General features: G+C 67.0%; 13 protein-coding genes and 1 tRNA gene. 13 read left to right on the top strand and 1 reads right to left on the bottom strand.

Annotation, left to right across the window (positions count from 1 at the left end; all coding sequences use genetic code 11):
* Positions 1-6: 6 nt before the first annotated feature.
* The 13 genes from AACH40_RS13795 to AACH40_RS13735 all read left to right on the top strand — a co-directional run bounded on the left by AACH40_RS13795 (position 7) and on the right by AACH40_RS13735 (position 14,876).
* The gene (locus AACH40_RS13795) at positions 7-1,005 is read left to right on the top strand and encodes a cell division protein FtsQ/DivIB (RefSeq protein WP_169491748.1); all 999 of its coding nucleotides are present in this window, start codon (positions 7-9) and stop codon (positions 1,003-1,005) included.
* Between the two features lie 3 nt (positions 1,006-1,008).
* A complete protein-coding gene (gene ftsA / locus AACH40_RS13790; protein ID WP_169491749.1) occupies positions 1,009-2,292 on the top strand; it encodes a cell division protein FtsA in 1,284 nt (427 codons plus the stop codon).
* A 177-nt stretch (positions 2,293-2,469) separates the two neighbouring features.
* On the top strand, positions 2,470-3,972 hold the full coding sequence (gene ftsZ / locus AACH40_RS13785) for a cell division protein FtsZ (RefSeq protein ID WP_338642895.1): 1,503 nt from the start codon (positions 2,470-2,472) through the stop codon (positions 3,970-3,972).
* A 100-nt stretch (positions 3,973-4,072) separates the two neighbouring features.
* Positions 4,073-6,463 (top strand): SPOR domain-containing protein, encoded by a 2,391-nt coding sequence (locus AACH40_RS13780; protein WP_338642894.1) that lies wholly within the window; start codon positions 4,073-4,075, stop codon positions 6,461-6,463.
* A 179-nt stretch (positions 6,464-6,642) separates the two neighbouring features.
* Positions 6,643-7,146: a YbjN domain-containing protein gene (locus AACH40_RS13775; RefSeq protein WP_338646100.1), complete on the top strand. Its 504-nt coding sequence runs from the start codon at positions 6,643-6,645 to the stop codon at positions 7,144-7,146.
* 14 nt (positions 7,147-7,160) lie between these two features.
* Positions 7,161-7,958, top strand: coding sequence for a pyrroline-5-carboxylate reductase (gene proC / locus AACH40_RS13770; RefSeq protein ID WP_338642893.1), 798 nt, complete (start codon positions 7,161-7,163; stop codon positions 7,956-7,958).
* A gap of 134 nt (positions 7,959-8,092) precedes the next feature.
* Positions 8,093-8,833 (top strand): Bax inhibitor-1/YccA family protein, encoded by a 741-nt coding sequence (locus tag AACH40_RS13765; protein ID WP_169491754.1) that lies wholly within the window; start codon positions 8,093-8,095, stop codon positions 8,831-8,833.
* Positions 8,834-8,994: 161 nt separating this feature from the next.
* Positions 8,995-9,777 carry a hypothetical protein gene (locus AACH40_RS13760; RefSeq protein WP_338642892.1) on the top strand — a complete coding sequence of 261 codons (783 nt, stop codon included), beginning with the start codon at positions 8,995-8,997 and terminating at the stop codon, positions 9,775-9,777.
* A 110-nt stretch (positions 9,778-9,887) separates the two neighbouring features.
* Positions 9,888-9,963 (top strand) — tRNA-Ala (locus tag AACH40_RS13755).
* A gap of 112 nt (positions 9,964-10,075) precedes the next feature.
* The gene (obgE, locus tag AACH40_RS13750; protein WP_169491756.1) at positions 10,076-11,137 is read left to right on the top strand and encodes a GTPase ObgE; all 1,062 of its coding nucleotides are present in this window, start codon (positions 10,076-10,078) and stop codon (positions 11,135-11,137) included.
* A 135-nt stretch (positions 11,138-11,272) separates the two neighbouring features.
* Entirely contained in the window at positions 11,273-12,406 is a 1,134-nt protein-coding gene (proB, locus tag AACH40_RS13745; protein WP_169491757.1) for a glutamate 5-kinase, read from the top strand.
* Positions 12,406-13,323 (top strand): NAD-dependent epimerase/dehydratase family protein, encoded by a 918-nt coding sequence (locus tag AACH40_RS13740; RefSeq protein WP_169491758.1) that lies wholly within the window; start codon positions 12,406-12,408, stop codon positions 13,321-13,323. Before proB ends, AACH40_RS13740 begins: the two co-directional genes overlap by 1 nt.
* A 119-nt stretch (positions 13,324-13,442) precedes the next feature.
* Complete coding sequence (locus AACH40_RS13735) at positions 13,443-14,876, top strand: globin-coupled sensor protein (RefSeq protein WP_338642891.1); 1,434 nt, start codon at positions 13,443-13,445, stop codon at positions 14,874-14,876.
* Here AACH40_RS13735 and AACH40_RS13730 read toward each other — a convergent pair.
* On the bottom strand, positions 14,864-16,198 hold the full coding sequence (locus tag AACH40_RS13730; RefSeq protein ID WP_338642890.1) for an AarF/ABC1/UbiB kinase family protein: 1,335 nt from the start codon (positions 16,196-16,198) through the stop codon (positions 14,864-14,866). The genes AACH40_RS13735 and AACH40_RS13730 overlap by 13 nt on opposite strands.
* Positions 16,199-16,241: the final 43 nt, after the last annotated feature.

Raw genomic sequence — 16,241 nt, 5'->3', positions numbered from 1 at the left:
GTCGCCATGGCGCAGACGATCCGGCGAGGAGGCAAAGGTGTTCGGCGGGCAACCGCAGCCAAGGGCGCGCGCGCGAAAGTGGCAACCGCGAAGAAGCAGACCGGCAGCGCCGTCAACCAAGCGCGCCGCTGGCTGCCGTTCAGCGACGAAACGCTCCACCGCATTCTGCTGACCGGGTTCCTGGCGATTGCCGCGGCGCTCGTATGGACGCTTGCCAGCGTGGCCGGAGTGCCTGCGCTGGCCGAAGACAAGCTGGCGCAAGTCGCCGCCAATTCCGGCTTCGAGGTCAAGCGGGTCGAAGTGCGGGGCGTCAATCGCATGAACGAGCTGACGATCTACGAGCACGTGCTGGGCCAGCGCGATCAGGCGATGAGCAGGCTGGACCTTGCGGCTTTGCGCGATGGCCTGCTGCAGCTTCCCTGGGTGAAGGACGCCCGCGTTTCGCGCCAGCTTCCCGACACTCTGGTGGTCGACGTGGTCGAGCGCAGCCCGCACGCGGTGATGCGCGAGGGCGGCAAGCTGGTGCTGATCGACGAGACCGGGCACGAGCTAGAGCCGGTGAGCGCGACCAAGGCCAAGGGCATGTTTGTGCTTTCGGGCGAAGGGGCCGAAGGCCATGTCATCGATCTGGGCAAGCTGCTGGAAGCCGCGCCCGCGTTGAAGCCACAGGTGGCAGAGGCCGAGTGGATCGGCAACCGGCGCTGGAACCTGACGTTCAAGACCGGACAGATCCTTGCCCTTCCCGAAGGCGAGGATGAATCAGCGGCTGCCCTGGTGACCTTTGCAAGGATGGATGGCGTCGATCGCCTGCTGGGTGGCCGGGTCGCAAGCTTCGACATGCGGGCCCCCGACCGCATCTACCTGCGGGTGCCAGGCCATGCCGACGAACTGGCAGCGCAGCAGAAGGCAGCGGCGCAGGCCAAGGCGGCCGCCAAGGCTGGGCGGCAGGTCGCCGCATCGAGCGCGGCGGCGCTGCCCAAGCCCACCGCGACCGCGCAGGATTGACCAATGGCCGTGCCTCGCATCACCAAGGTCTTTGCCGCCGTCAATCTTGGCTCGTTCCGGACGTCGGCGATGATCGCCGGGCTTTCGGAAACCGGCGAAATGGTCGTCCTCGGGTCCGGCCATCGCGCCAGCCAAGGGATCAAGCGCGGCTATGTCACCGACATGCAGGCCGCGACCCATTCGGTGCGCGACGCCATCGAACGGGCCGAGAAGATGGCCAATGCCAGCGTGCAGTCGGTGTGGATCGGCTGTTCGGGCGCCGGGCTGGTCAGCACAACAGCCCGGGTCGAGGTGGAAGTCGGCGGGCGGCGGATCGAACAGGACGACATCGAGCACCTGCTGGTCGCCGGACGCGAGGTGATCCAGCCCGATGGCCGCACCGTGCTGCACGCGCAGCCTGCGCACTACACGCTCGACGGTGCGCACGGCGTGCCAAACCCCAAGGGGCTCCACGCCGAACGGCTGGCGGTCGACATCCACGTGATGCTGGCCGATGGCGCGCCCATCCGCAACATCAAGGAAACCGTCGAAAACGCGCACCTGAAGGTCGAGGCGGTGGTCGGATCGCCGGTTGCGGCGGGCCATGCCTGCCTGACGCCCGAGGAGCGCGAACTGGGCGTTGCGCTGGTAGAGTTCGGCGCGGAGGTGACCACGGTTTCGGTTTACGCAGCGGGCATGCTGCTTGGCATGCAGGTGGTCCCGTTCGGATCGGGCGACATTACCGATGCCATCGCTTCGGCTTTCGGCATCCGCCGTTATCAGGCCGAACGGCTGAAGTGCATGTCGGGTTCGGCCATCGCCAGCCCCGCCGACCATCGCGAGATGATCCCGGTAAACGCTCCGGGCGATCCCGAAGGCGGGCCGGTGGCAAGGCATGCCGACGACAAGAACCGCATCCCGCGTGCCGAACTGATCTCGGTCATCACCCAGCAGCTCGGGCGGTTTACCGAAGAAGTGGCCAAGGCGCTGAAGGCCATGGGCTTTACGGGACAGAGCGGCCAGCAGGTGGTGCTGACCGGCGGGGGGGCGCAGCTTCCTGGCCTTGCCGATTTCGCGCAAGGCGCGCTGGGCCGGCCAGTACGCATCGGCTCCCCGCCGACGATGCTCGGCCTGCCGCCGGGGCATGCGACGCCGAGTTCGTCGACGCTTGTCGGGCTGGTTCTCTACGCCGCCGCAGACCCGGTCGATATCCGCGCGGTGGGGCCGAAATGGAACCCCGCGGAAAGCAGCTACAAGGGGATGAAGCTGATCAACCGGGTCTGGCGCGCGCTGCGGGAATACTTCTGAGCAGGGCAGGCGCCCGGATCGGCTGGAAAGCGGAGCATTTCGCCACTCCATCCTGTGGAAAAGCCGAGTTTAACTTTGATTCGACGAAACGTTGTGTGCCAAGGATTGTGCAAAGCCGCATCGCACGGCGTCTCACGCGTCGCGCCACCAATCTGACCCGCTGAGGGAGAGACCGACATGAGCATCAACATCGGACCGCCGGCGATCGACGAACTTCGGCCCCGCATCACGGTCATCGGCGTGGGCGGTGCAGGCGGCAACGCCATCGCCAACATGATCCACGCCGGTATCGAAGGCGTGGACTTCATCGTCGTCAACACTGACGCGCAGGCGCTCAACAACTCGATCGCGGATACCCGCATCCAGCTGGGCCCCGATATCACGCAGGGCCTTGGTGCGGGCGCCCGTCCCGAAGTCGGCCGTGCCGCCGCCGAAGAGACGATCGAGGAAATCGAGCGCGCGCTCGAAGGCGTGCACATGGTGTTCATCGCGGCCGGCATGGGCGGCGGCACCGGCACCGGCGCTGCGCCGGTGATCGCCGAGGCAGCGCGTCGCAAGGGCGTATTGACCGTTGGCGTGGTGACCAAGCCGTTCCTGTTCGAAGGCACGCGCCGCATGCGCAGCGCCGACAGCGGCATCGAGGAGCTGCAGAAGCACGTCGATACGCTGATCGTCATTCCGAACCAGAACCTGTTCCTGGTCGCCAAGGCGGAGACCACGTTCAAGGAAGCGTTCCAGCTGGCCGACGAAGTGCTGCAGCAGGGCGTGCGTTCGATCACCGACCTGATGGTCATGCCGGGCCTGATCAACCTCGACTTTGCCGACGTGCGCTCGGTCATGGGCGAGATGGGCAAGGCGATGATGGGCACGGGCGAGGGCGAAGGCCCGAACCGCGCGCTGGAAGCCGCCGAGCGCGCCATCGCCAATCCGTTGCTCGACGGCGTGTCGATGCAGGGCGCCAAGGGCGTGATCATCTCGATCATCGGCGGCGACGACATGAAGCTGCTCGAAGTCGACGAAGCCGCGAACCACATTCGCGAACTGGTCGATCCCAACGCGAACATCATCTGGGGTTCGGCCTTCAATCCCGACCTCGATGGCAAGATCCGCGTCTCGGTCGTTGCCACCGGCATCGAGCAGAGCGCCGAGCAGGCCGAGATCGCCGCCCGCCCGGCCTCGATCCCCGGCGCATCGCGTGGTCCCGCTTTCCCGGGCGCCGCGCCCGCGCGTGGCCCCGCCGTGCCGGCAGCCCCGGCTGCCCCGGTTGCCGCTGCCGAGCCGCCTTCGGTGGCCGAGCCTGCGCCCGACGCCTGGACGCCGGCGCCAGTTGCGGCGCCGGTCCAGCCCGGTTTTGCCTCGCTCGAACAGCCCGAGGAAAGTGCGCTCGACCTGACGCTCGATCTGAGCGAAGAACAGGCCGAGCCCGCGCCTTCCGCGCCGGTTGCGGACGAATTGCAACTGGGTCCGGCGGAGGAAGAGCCCACGCCGCCGCGCTTTGGTCGCGCAGCTCCGGCTCCAGCTCCGCAGCCTGCGCCGGCACGGCCGGCGGCGGGCAGCACGCTGTTCGAACGCATGGCGAACCTTTCGCGCGGGACGTCGCGCGCATCGGAAGACGAGGCGCAGGATGATGGCGGTTCGCTCAACATCCCTCGCTTCCTGGGTCGCCAGAACAACCAGTAAACCGGAACATGGCGCCGCTTGCTTGCGAGTGGCGCCGCTTCCGCACAGCGGTCGGTTCGTTGCCGCCGCTTAAGGTCAGCGCCGCTATGGGGTCGGCACGATGATGCGCCGGACAACCAGCTCGCCCTTTGCCATGCTTCGCCATGGCGTATGCCTGATCGCCCTGTCGGCCGTGCCGATGGTCGCAGATGCCCAGACCGCCACGATTTCGCAGCCGGTGGTTCAGTCGACCACGGGCCCAGGGACCCTGTCACCGACCCAGGCGCTGAATTCGGCGCTCACTCGGCTGGCGCGCGATCCGCGTAACCTGACGGCGCTTGTAGACGCGGGCACAGCGGCGCTGCAGCTCGGCGATACCGATGCGGCCGTCGGGTTCTTCTCGCGCGCCAACGAGGTTGCGCCTGGCAACGGGCAGGTCAAGGCGCAGATTGCCACGGCCATGCTCAAGGCCGACCAGCCGCTCGATGCGATCCGCTATTTCGATGAAGCGCAGGCGGCAGGCTCGGATCTGTCGATGTTCGCGCAGGACCGTGGGCTCGCCTACGATCTGGTTGGCGATAACGCGGCGGCGCAGCGGCTTTATCAGCAGGCGATGGCGCGGGGCAGCAACGACGAGTTGGTCCGCCGCTATGCGCTGAGCCTGGCCATCGCGGGTGACCGGCGCGGAGCGGAAACCGTGCTGGCGCCGCTGATCCAGCGGCAGGATCGCGCGGCGTGGCGCGCCCGTACCTTCATCATGGCGATCAGCGGCAACCCGGACGAGGCTGTTTCGGTCGCGTACTCGTCGATGCCGCAGGACCTTGCCTCGGGCATCGCGCCCTATCTTCGGTTCATGCCGCGTCTCACGCCGGCGCAACAGGCCGCTGCGGCCAACCTCGGTCGATTTCCACGGGCGGCGGACATCGGGCGCGACGATCCCAAGGTCGTGCAGTATGCCGCGCTCCATCCACGCGCGCCGCGCGTCGACAGCAGCCTGATCCCTGCGGGTGAGGCTCTCGGTGGCAAGGGCACGCAAGTGGCTAGTCGCGAGAAGCGGCGCAGGCCCGGACGCGACCAGCAACTGGCATTGGCAACGCCCGCGGCGAGCGCCAATCGACCGGCAACCTCCAGCTCGCTGCTGACAACGCCTTCGCGCGCGCCGGCGACGAGCGTTGCAGCGTCGTCGGTTGCCGTTCCTGTCGTCCAGCCCACGCCGGTTCAATCCGCGCCGACGCAATCCGCGACAATACAATCCGTGGCAGGGGCGGGCGTGCCATCCCAGCCGCAAGGACTGGCGGCAATCTCTAGCGGTGGGGCGGGGACTGCTCTCGCCAAGGGTTCTTCGGCAGCCGGCGCCAACTACCCGCTGTCGCGACTCGACCTGCCGCCCGGTGCGCCGCTGCCGCCCCGGGTCACGAGCATTCCCGTGACGCGCGCGCCGGGTACGGCTGCTTCCGCTTCCGGGCCCGGACCGCTTGCGAGCGCGCCAGCGAGCTCGGTCCAGACCTTCACGATGCCGCGGCAGAGCGTGCCTGCACCCGCTGCCGCCACGGCTGCAACGCCCGGCACGCCCGTGCTTGCGGCCCAGGTGCCATCACCATCAGGCGTGGCGAGTTCGCCTTCGACTACGTTCGCGACGGCGCAGGCTGCTTCGGCGCCCGCGTCCTCGGTCGCGGCAGCGGGGCCGTCGCTCGTGGCGAGCCCCGTGGTGCAGCCGACGCCGGCACCGCCGCCGGCGACAGGCGCCGCCACAACGTCGACGCGTGTGGCGAGTGTCGAGGCGCCGCCGCCCCCGGCTGATTTCCGCGCGCTCTTCGACGGGTTCAAGGCGCCTGAGGACGAGCAGAAGAGCTCGGTGGCGGCGGTCGATCTGTCGACGATCCGCCCGCGCCCGCGGACGAGCGACGCCAAGGCCGTCGCATCGGCAAAGACGGAGAAAGTGGCGACCACGGACGCGCCGCTGGGTGCCAAGGATGCCAGGACGGCCGGTCGCGTCGGAGGTCGGGGCGAGCGCCCCGACGGGCCGACCGCCGTATCGCGCACGACCGAGAAGGAAGTCCGCGTCGCGCAAGCCGACGATGAGACCGTGCCGGGCAAGGGCGACAAGTCTGCCAAGGGTGCCAAAGGCACTACTGGCAAGGACGCGAAGGCGGACAGGGACGCCAAGTCGACGAAGGATGCCAAGTCGAACAAGGACGCCAAGTCGGCGAAGGATGCCAAGGGCAAGGCGGCTCCGAGCCACCCGAGCCGGATCTGGGTGCAGGTCCTGACCGGCGGCAACCGCGACCAGATGGGCAAGGAATGGCGCCGGCTGGTCAAGGACGCCGCCGTTTTGAAGGGGCGCAAGCCCTACCTCAGTCCTTGGCGCGGCAATTTCCGGCTTCTGACCGGGCCCTTCGAAAGCGACGCGGCTGCACAGGATTTCGTCAAGTCGCTGAAGAAGGACGGGGTTTCGAGCTATCAGTGGACGAGCCCGGCAGGCCAGCCGGTGGACACTCTTCCGCTCGATTGAAACCGGCGGGGCATCTCGCGCGTTCACCGTCTGTCCACAGCTTTTGCACAGGCTTGTGTAGTTTTGCCCAAGCGGCTGTTAACCTGTGATTGTTCCCCCGGCCGTACTTCGCGATGGAACCGGGGAGCGCGCGTCGGGATCCTCCCGACCGCCATGGGCTCCGGCCCCGGAGAGCGATGATGCGGACCGGCCACGACGACAGCGAACGCGACGATGCGGCGCCCGTCGACATGCTCGCCTCGCTGTTCGAGGCGCGCGGGTGGCCTTGCGAGTTCGTTTCCGACGACGAGATCCACGGCGAGATCCAGGGGTCATGGGCCACCTATCAGGTTCGCTGCGTGTGGCGGACCGAGGATCATGTGCTGCAGATCCTGTGCCTGCCGGACATCCGCGTTCCCGATGACAAGCGCGCCGCGGTTTATGAAGTCATGGCGCTGATCAACGAACAGGTCTGGCTGGGCCATTTCGACGTGTGGTCGAACGGTTCGGTGCTGCTTTATCGCCACGCGCTGATGCTTGGCGACGATGGCCTGCTCAGTCTTGGTCAGGCGCAATCCGCGGTTGAAGCGGCGATCGACGAATGCGATCGCTTCTATCCCGCCTTCCAGTTCATCCTGTGGGGTGACAAGAGCCCGGTGGATGCCTTGGCAAGCGCGCTGGTCGACGCTGCCGGCGAAGCTTGAAGCAGGAAATTCCGATGCACATCCTTCAGTTCGGTTGCGGCAATATGGGCGGCGCCATGCTCGCCGGGTGGCTGGCAGGCGGGTTGGCGCCAGACACTTTCACCGTGGTCGATCCGTTTCTGGAAAGCGCGCCTGATGGCGTGCGACTGCTGCGCGCCGCGCCGGAGGGTGAAGCACCGGGCGATGTCGTGCTGCTGGGCTTCAAGCCGCAGCAACTTGCCGAGGCCATTGCCGCCGTGGCCCCGCATGTCGGCGCGAACACGCTCGTCCTGTCGATTCTTGCCGGCGTGGACATGGAAACGCTGCGCGGCGCTTTCCCTGATGCGGGAGCGATCGTGCGGGTCATGCCAAATCTTTCGGTCGCGCTGGGCAAATCGCCGATCGCACTCGTGGGCGATGCCGAAGGAGCCGCGCGCGAGCTGACCGATGCGCTGATGAAACCGCTGGGGCAGGGCGAATGGCTTTCTGGCGAGGACCAGATGGACCTGGTTACCGCGCTGGCGGGATCGGGTCCGGCGTTCGTCTACCGCTTCATCGATGCGCTGGCGCAAGGCGCGGCCGATCTGGGGCTTCCGCGCGAGCAGGCCGATCGGCTGGCGCTGGCCATGGTAGAAGGTGCGGCGCTGCTGGCGGCCCAATCGCCCCACGCGCCGGGCGAGCTTGCGCGCCGTGTCGCGAGCCCGGGCGGCACGACGCAAAAAGGCCTCGACGTGCTCGATGCGGACGAGCGGATGCTGCGCCTGATGCAGGACACGTTGCGCGCGGCGCGGGATCGCAGCGCAGAGATGACCCGCGAAGCCCGCAAATCCTGACCGGATTCCGAAAGGCTGATTTACAATTTGTCACAAAGGCAGGGCTCCGGTTTCGCTTGAAACCCGGGCCCCCAAGCGCGATATTCGCATGCATTGGAGCCGATCCCGGTTCCGCATGGAGTGAAACGAGCATTATGGCAAACTGGAACGACCCTCAGCCCCGGACGGGCTTCGGCGCGTCTCCGAGCCTTTCGGGCGCCACCAGCCGCAGCGAGGTCTTCGACGCGGGCCTGCGGCGCTACATGCTGTCGATCTACAACTACATGGCCTCGGGCATTCTGCTTTCGGGCATCGTTGCGCTGCTGTTCGCCACGACTGGCGCCGCGGCCGCGGTGTTCGGCACCCCGCTGCGCTGGCTAGTGGCGCTGGCGCCGCTCGCCTTCGTCATGATCATGAGCTTCGGCATCAACCGCCTGTCGACCAACGCGGTGCGCGGCCTGTTCTGGGCGTTCAGCGTGGTGATGGGCATGAGCCTGTCTTCGATCTTTTTCGTCTACACCGGTCCTTCGATCGCGGCGACGTTCTTCGCCACGGCGGGCGCCTTCGCTGGTCTTAGCCTTTTTGGCTACACCACGAAGAAGAGCCTGTCGGGCATGGGCACGTTCCTGATCATGGGCTTGTTCGGCATCCTGATCGCGTCGCTGATCAACATCTTCCTGCAGTCGCCGGGCCTTGCCTGGGGCATCAGCTTCCTGGGCGTGCTGATCTTCGCGGGCCTGACCGCCTACGATACCCAGCGCCTGAAGGACCAGTATGCCTATCTTGCCGGCACCGATTTCGCGGGCAAGGCGGTGGTGATGGGGGCGCTGACGCTGTACCTCGACTTCATCAACATGTTCACCTTCCTGCTGCAGTTCATGGGCGATCGTCGCTGATCGTTCGGGATTAACGCACAGGTTTGCGATGCCCGGTTGGCCCTGAAAGCCGGCCGGGCATTTTCATTGCTGGACAATGCCGCTATCGTCGCTGTTCAGTCTGGAGAAAGTCCCAACGGTTCATGGCGTTACGTCGTAGCGGGGATCTCGGGGGAGTGTTGATGTCGAATTCGAAGCGCCTTGCGGTGCTGTTCCGTCCAGTACCGTTCATCGCAGCGACTTCGCTCGCCGTCTTGCTGGCATCGTGCGCCAAGCCGCCGCCACCACCGCCGCCACCGCCTCCGCCGCCCAAGGTCGTGGTGATCCCGCCCAAGCCGATGCCGCCCAATGGTGCGAGCAACAATCTCGACATTCCGCCGGTCGATGCGCTCGGCCTGCGCCAGTCGGTCAACCGCAACATCAGCCCGGCCCAGGCGTTGTGGAACCTCCGTTCGGCTTACAACGTCGCGGCGCTGAACTGCAGCGCGCCCAAGCACGCTGACATCCTGGTGCGCTATCGCGCCTTCCTGACCAGCAACGCCAAGGTGCTGACGGCCGCCAACAAGACGGTCGATGCGGAATTCCGCAAGAAGTACGGCGCCAAGTTCGTCGCTCCGCGCGAAGCGTACATGACTTCAGTCTACAACCACTTTGCGTTGCCGCCGACGCTGTCGGACTTCTGTGATGCGGTGCTGGCGGTCAGCCGTGATGGCGTGGCCGTCAAGCCGGCAGATCTCGAGAGCTTTGCGGCAGTGAACCTGCCGAACATCGAGGTGGTGTTCGACGACTTCTATCGCCGGTACGAGAAGTATCGCGCCGATCTGGCGACCTGGCAGTCGCAATATGGCCAGTCCGCTGCGGGGCAGGCCAGCACTGGCGGGGGAATGGGATCGCCCTCGGCATCTTCCGCGCCCGCGATCGTGCTGCCGACCGTGCAGGCGGGGGCAGGGACTGGCGCCTTCTGAACCTTCGCCGGCGAATTTTGTTCTTGGCAAGGGCTTGGCGCCTGCGCTAAGGGCCGCGCTCCCGAACGGCGCTTCGTCCTGCGAGGCTTCGAGAGGGTTGATACTGGAACGGGGCCGTAGCTCAGCTGGGAGAGCGCGTCGTTCGCAATGACGAGGTCAGGGGTTCGATCCCCCTCGGCTCCACCAGATCCTGAAAGGCCGCCGGTCTTCCGGCGGCCTTTTCGCTTTTGCCGATGCGCCTTGCAGACCCGAGCGCCCCGGCGCAAGTTACCGTCTCTCGCTTCGGATTGCCCAGCCCATGCATTTTCTCGACCAGGCCAAGATCTTCATCCGTTCGGGCGCGGGCGGACCCGGCGCTGTCAGCTTCCGTCGCGAAAAGTACCTCCAGTACGGCGGCCCTGACGGCGGCAACGGCGGCAAGGGCGGCGACATCGTGTTCGAGGCGGTGGCCGGGCTCAACACTCTGATCGATTTCCGCTACACCCAGCATTTCAAGGCGCGGCGCGGGATGGGCGGCGCGGGCAAGAACCGCACCGGCGCTGGCGGCGATGATCTGGTCATCAAGGTTCCGGTCGGTACGCAAGTGCTCGACGACGATCGCGAGACGGTGCTGCTCGACCTGGTCGAGGCCGGTCAGCGCGAAGTGCTGCTGCGTGGCGGCGACGGCGGGCGTGGCAACCTGTCGTACAAGACGTCGACCAACCGGGCCCCGCGACAGTGCGGACCGGGCTGGCCGGGCCAGGAAATGTATGTGTGGCTGCGGCTCAAACTGCTGGCCGATGCCGGGCTCGTCGGGCTGCCCAACGCCGGCAAGTCGACCTTCATCAACCAGGTCACCAATACCAAGGCCAAGGTGGGCGCCTATGCCTTTACCACGACCCGGCCGCAACTCGGCGTGGTCAGCCATCGCAGTCGCGAATTCGTGCTGGCCGACATTCCGGGCCTGATCGAAGGCGCGGCAGAGGGCGCGGGCATCGGCGATCGCTTCCTGGGGCACATCGAGCGCTGCCGCGTGCTGATCCACCTGATCGACATCCATAGCGAGACCGATCCGGTCGAGGCGATGCGCATCGTGGAGGGCGAACTCGAAGCCTATGGCGCGGGGCTGGACGAAAAGCCGCGCCTGGTTGCGCTCAACAAGATCGACCTTGTCGACAAGGAACTGATCCAGGCGTTCCGCGAGGAGCTGCTCGCGGCAGGGGCAGACGAAGTCTTCCCGATTTCGGGCGCGACCGGGCGGGGGATCGAGGCGCTGCTCGACGCCGTGCTCGACTATTTGCCCGCCGCCACCGTGACCGAGCGGCCCGATGGGGAAGTCGAGGAAGAGGAAGACCGCAAGCCGTGGTCGCCGATCGGATGAAGCGCTCCACCTGCTGCTTGGCCAGGTGATCCGGCCAGTAGTGCATCGCGGTGGGCAGCGTTCGTCGGGACGTGCCCTGTGCGGCCCGAACCGCCCTTCACCTTGTGCCACAATTCACCTAAGCCCCGTGCGGCCATGACCATCCACCAGCTCGCAGACCTAGCCGATTCCGCCGCCTGTCCCCGTCTCGTGGTCAAGGTCGGGTCGGCGCTGCTCGTGGGCAAGGATGGCGCGCCGCGCCGCGAGTGGCTGACTGCGCTGGTGGGCGAGATCGCGGCCATGCGGGCGCGCGGCCAGGAAGTGATCGTCGTGTCTTCGGGCGCGATTGCACTCGGCGCGCGCAGGCTCGGCCTGGCGAAGGGCGGTCGGGGCAGCCTTTCGGATGCGCAAGCCGCTGCTGCGGTTGGCCAGATCGCGCTGGCCGGGCTCTGGGCCGAACTGCTCGCGGCTCACGGCCTGACGGCCGCGCAGGTCCTGCTGACGCTCGAGGATCTGGAGGACCGGCGCCGCTATCTGAACGTGACGGCAACGCTGGGCACATTGCTGGCGGCTGGTGCCGTCCCGGTGATCAACGAGAACGACACCGTTGCGACGCAGGAAATCCGCTTCGGCGACAACGACCGGCTTGCAGCGCGCGTGGGGCAGGCCGCTGCAGCGAAGGGAGTACTGCTGCTTTCGGACATCGACGGGCTGTATGACCGCGATCCGCGCCAGCCGGGCGCGGTACGGATCCCGGTAGTGCGCGGCGTGACGGCCGACATTCATGCGATGGCGACGGGCGGCTCGTCCTCCGGCCTCGGCTCAGGCGGCATGACCAGCAAGCTCCAGGCGGCCGAGATCGCCGAACTGGCGGGCATGGCGCTGGCCATCATCGACGGGCAGCCGCTTCTGCCAGTGGCGACGGCGCTGGAGTCCGATCGGGGCACCCTGTTCGTACCGCGCGGGCGAAAGCGGGCGCGCAAGGCCTGGCTCGGCGGCCGGATGCGCCTGCGCGGCGCGGTCCATGTCGATGCAGGCGCGGCGGCTGCACTGGGGCGGGGATCGAGCCTGCTTGCCGCGGGTGTGCGCGCGGTCGACGGGGATTTCGAGCGGGGCGATGCGATCGCGGTGCTCGGCCCCGACGGGACCACGCTGGCGCGGGGGCTGAGCGAATACGACGCCGCCGAATGCGCCCGGATCATGGGCCACCACAGCCGCGAGCACGAGGACATTCTTGGTTATGCCCCCCGTTCCGCGCTGATTCACCGCGACCAGTTGGTCCTGATCTGATGGGAGCAGACCTGCTGGCGGTAACCGGCGCGACAGGGTTCGTCGGGCAGGCGGTGCTCGACCTGGCACAGCGGCGCGGGCTCGAGGTGAGGGCGCTGGCCCGGCGCCCGCAGGAACCGCGCGCCGGGGTGGAATGGGTGCAGGGCGATCTGGCCGACAAGGCTGCGCTGCGGCGCCTGTTCGGCCGGGCGACGGTGGTGGTGCACATCGCCGGCGTGGTGAACGCGCCCGATGCGGCTGGCTTCGAGGCAGGAAACGTCACGGGGACGATGAACGTGATCGAGACCGCGCTGCGTGTGGGCGTTCCACGGCTGGTCCATGTCTCGTCGCTTTCGGCGCGCGAGCCGCAGCTTTCGCTGTATGGCGCCAGCAAGCTGAAGGGCGAGCGACTGGTAAAGGCGGCGCCGCTCGATTGGACGGTGGTGCGCCCGCCTGCGGTCTACGGCCCGCGCGATACCGAGATGCTCGAGCTGTTCCGGCTGGCGCGCAAGGGCTTCATGCCTTTGCCGCCCGAGGGACGACTGTCGATCATCCACGTGAACGATCTGGCAAGGCTGCTGCTTGCGCTGTTGCCGCCCGGCGAAGACGTCACCGGCCGGGTGTTCGAGCCCGATGATGGACAGCCGGGCGGATGGACCCATCATTCGCTGGCAAAAGCGATCGGCGTTGCGGTGGGGCGGCGCGTGACGCCGATGTCGCTGCCGCCTGGCCTGCTCCGCTTCGGCGCCCGGGCGGATCGCTTCTTCCGCAAGGACAAGGCCAAGCTGACCGAGGACCGGGTCGGATACATGTGCCATCCCGACTGGCTTGCGGGTGAGAGCAACCAGCCGCCCGAGGCGCTGTGGCGCGCCAAGGTCGAGACGAGGATGGGCCTTCACGCGACGGCGGCCTGGTATCGTGAAGCGGGCTGGCTCTAAGGCCGACTCTTGCCCTTCGGTACATCAGGAATCACCCGAGGTTACAATTTCAGACTAATTCGTTCCTATTCGCCATTCCTGCAACGAGGATCGCAACTCGTCAGCAGGGACCAACCGCCGTGGCAAACAACCAGGAATTGCAGCAGCGCATCGAATTCTATGAGTTGGAGCGCAACCGGGGTAGCTTCGCGCGCCTCGGCGCCGTGATCGCGCGGTCGGTCGATCAGGGCCTGGCAAAATTCTACGAGAAGCTGTCGAGCACGCCGGCGCTGTCGGGCTTCTTTTCCTCGCAGCAGAAGATCGACTACGCGCGGAACGCCCAGCGCGACCATTGGGTAAAGCTGTTCGAACACGGGATCGACCAAGCCTATTTCGAGCGCGCCAATCACATCGGCATGACGCATGCGCGCATTGGCCTTGCCCCGCAGTGGTACATCGGCGGCTATGCGCTGATCTTGGAGCATCTGATCGAGAGCATGGCGCTGCGCGGAATCCGCCGCTTCCTTCCCGGGCAAAGGCGGCTGGCGCGCGATACAGCGGCGCTGGTCAAGGCGGCGATGATCGACATGGACCTGGCGCTGTCGACATACTTCGCGAAGGCCGAGCAAAACACGCGAGAGATCGTCCTGGGCCAGATGGGCAGTGCATTGCGCTCGCTCGCGGTCGGCAATCTCACCACCCGGATGAGCGGGCTGCCCGCCGATTACCGGCAGGCCGAAGAGGATTTCAACGCTGCCGTCGCGCAGTTGGCCCAGACGCTGGGCATCGTGGCGGCGAGCAGCGGAAGCATCGCCAACGGGACCGAGGAAATCCGCGCGGCATCCGAAAACCTCGCCAGCCGTACCGAACGGCAGGCCGACAGCGTCCAGCAATGCGCGGCCGCGATCGGTTCGCTGTCCCGTGCGCTCGCAGAAAGTTCGGAGGCCATGGCCGCGCTGCGCAAGTCGGCGGGCGAGACCGAGCGGCAGGCCACAGAGGGTCGCACGGCGGTGGGCCAGGCGGTGAGCGCGATGGACGATGCCCAGCGCAGCGCGCAGGAAGTGGTCCAGATTGCCGAGATCATCGACGGAATCGCGTTCCAGACCAACCTGCTGGCGCTGAATGCCGGGGTGGAAGCGGCCCGTGTCGGCGAGGTTGGCCGCGGCTTCGCGGTGGTGGCCAATGAAGTCCGGGCGCTCGCCCAGCGATCCGGCGAAGCCGCCGAAAGCATCAAGAAGCTGCTTTCCACCAGCCGCGAGCAGGTCGACCGTGGCGCCGAGCTGGTGAAGAGCGCGGGCGGCATGCTGCACGGCATCATCGGCCGCGTGACCGATATCAGCGGGGCTGTTTCGGACGCGGCAAGCTTGACGCAGGAGCAGGCCGAGAACGCTGCGCAGGTCGATCGCGCGATCGCCGAAATGGACCTGATGACGCAGCAGAACGCCGCGATGGTGGAGCAGACGGCCGCCGCGACGAGGAGCATGGCGGAAACATCGCGCAACCTTGCCGGCGCAGTGGCGCGGTTCCAGTTCGACGTGCCCGGCGAATTTCGGCTGGACCGCTACGCCGCCTGATCTGCTTCGGCGCTGCTGACAGCGGCTTCAACCATGTCGCGCAGCGGCAGGCGGGCCTTCATCCGCACCGCGAGCAGCGCTGTGCCGCTCACCTTCCGCTGGACGAACAGGGTTTCGGCCGGGGGAAGGTGCCAGCTGGCGCGATCCTCGAACACCGGCATGGCATGTTCGCGGACCTGTTCGACGAAACGGCGATCTGCGAAATCGAACAGGCCGGGCTTGCCCACGTGGGCGAGCAGGACGGCGATCATGGCGTCGATCTGCACGCGGTGCTTGCCAAGCTGCAGTTTCGAAACGAAGCCTACGTCGAGCAGGGCTTCCCGCAGGGCATCGTGATCGTCTGCCAGCCCGGCGCGCATCAGCCGCGTGTATGCAGCACTCGTTTCCGGAGCGACCGGGCGTGCCGCGCCGAAATCGAGCAGGACAATCCGGCCAGTATCGGGCTGCCAGCGATAGTTGGCGAAGTTGGGATCGGTCTGCATGAAGCCGAAGCGAAACAGTTCGCCCAGGACAAGGCCGAGCAGCGCACCCATGGCCTCATCGCGCTCTTCCTGCGGGGCCTGCGCCAGATCGTCGATCGGGCGGCCGGGCACGAAGTCCATCACCAGCACCTGCCGTCCGGTCAGTTCCTCGATCGGCGAGGGGACGACGAAACGCCGGTCGTCGGCCAGCAGCCCGCCATAGCGCCGCATCTGCGTGGCCTCGCGCAAGTAGTCGGTTTCCTCGGCCAGCTGGCGCTTCGCCTCGCTCAGCAGGGGTGCGATATCGAGCCCGGCAGGCAGCAGGCCGGAAAAATGAAGTAGCGTGGCGACGTTGTCGACATCCGCCTCGATGCTTGAAGCGACGCCCGGATACTGGACCTTCACCGCCACGTCCCGGCCATCGTGCAGTTTCGCCCGATGAACCTGCCCGATCGACGCGGCGGCGAGCGGGATCGGATCGAAACGGGCAAAGCGCTTGCGCCAATCCGGTCCCCAATGGCCTGAAAGAACCTTCTGGAGCTGGGCGGGTGGCATGAAATGCGCCGCGTCGCGCAGGCGGGAAAGGATTTCCGTGAGCTCGGCCGGCAGGACATCCCCGGCATCGAGCGAGATCATCTGTCCGAGCTTCATCGCGGCGCCGCGCAGGCGCGACAGTTGCTCGGTCACCCGGCCCACGTTACCGGGCGTGAGCACGAGGCTGGAAAGTTGCGGGCGTTCGCCCTTGGCAAGCCGACGCGCGCCTTCGGCAATCACGCCGCCAGCAAGGCCACCCGCCAGCTGACCGAAGGCTGCGAGACGCGACAGCCGCGCTGAAGGAACCTTGCGATAGCGATCGGGCATCGGCGCGCCTTGCTGTGCTTGACTTGTACAGTCGTACAATTCT

This window comes from Novosphingobium olei, assembly GCF_037076535.1.
Lineage (GTDB): Bacteria > Pseudomonadota > Alphaproteobacteria > Sphingomonadales > Sphingomonadaceae > Novosphingobium > Novosphingobium olei.
This window is presented reverse-complemented; position numbering and strand designations above follow the sequence as displayed.

Excerpts from the sequence above, each read along its gene's own strand:
- AACH40_RS13795 (WP_169491748.1), top strand. The coding sequence starts at position 7 with ATGGCGCAGACGATCCGGCGAGGAGGCAAAGGTGTTCGGCGGGCAACC.
- ftsA (WP_169491749.1), top strand. The coding sequence starts at position 1,009 with ATGGCCGTGCCTCGCATCACCAAGGTCTTTGCCGCCGTCAATCTTGGC.
- ftsZ (WP_338642895.1), top strand. The coding sequence starts at position 2,470 with ATGAGCATCAACATCGGACCGCCGGCGATCGACGAACTTCGGCCCCGC.
- AACH40_RS13780 (WP_338642894.1), top strand. The coding sequence starts at position 4,073 with ATGATGCGCCGGACAACCAGCTCGCCCTTTGCCATGCTTCGCCATGGC.
- AACH40_RS13775 (WP_338646100.1), top strand. The coding sequence starts at position 6,643 with ATGCGGACCGGCCACGACGACAGCGAACGCGACGATGCGGCGCCCGTC.
- proC (WP_338642893.1), top strand. The coding sequence starts at position 7,161 with ATGCACATCCTTCAGTTCGGTTGCGGCAATATGGGCGGCGCCATGCTC.
- AACH40_RS13765 (WP_169491754.1), top strand. The coding sequence starts at position 8,093 with ATGGCAAACTGGAACGACCCTCAGCCCCGGACGGGCTTCGGCGCGTCT.
- AACH40_RS13760 (WP_338642892.1), top strand. The coding sequence starts at position 8,995 with ATGTCGAATTCGAAGCGCCTTGCGGTGCTGTTCCGTCCAGTACCGTTC.
- obgE (WP_169491756.1), top strand. The coding sequence starts at position 10,076 with ATGCATTTTCTCGACCAGGCCAAGATCTTCATCCGTTCGGGCGCGGGC.
- proB (WP_169491757.1), top strand. The coding sequence starts at position 11,273 with ATGACCATCCACCAGCTCGCAGACCTAGCCGATTCCGCCGCCTGTCCC.
- AACH40_RS13740 (WP_169491758.1), top strand. The coding sequence starts at position 12,406 with ATGGGAGCAGACCTGCTGGCGGTAACCGGCGCGACAGGGTTCGTCGGG.
- AACH40_RS13730 (WP_338642890.1), bottom strand. The coding sequence starts at position 16,198 with ATGCCCGATCGCTATCGCAAGGTTCCTTCAGCGCGGCTGTCGCGTCTC.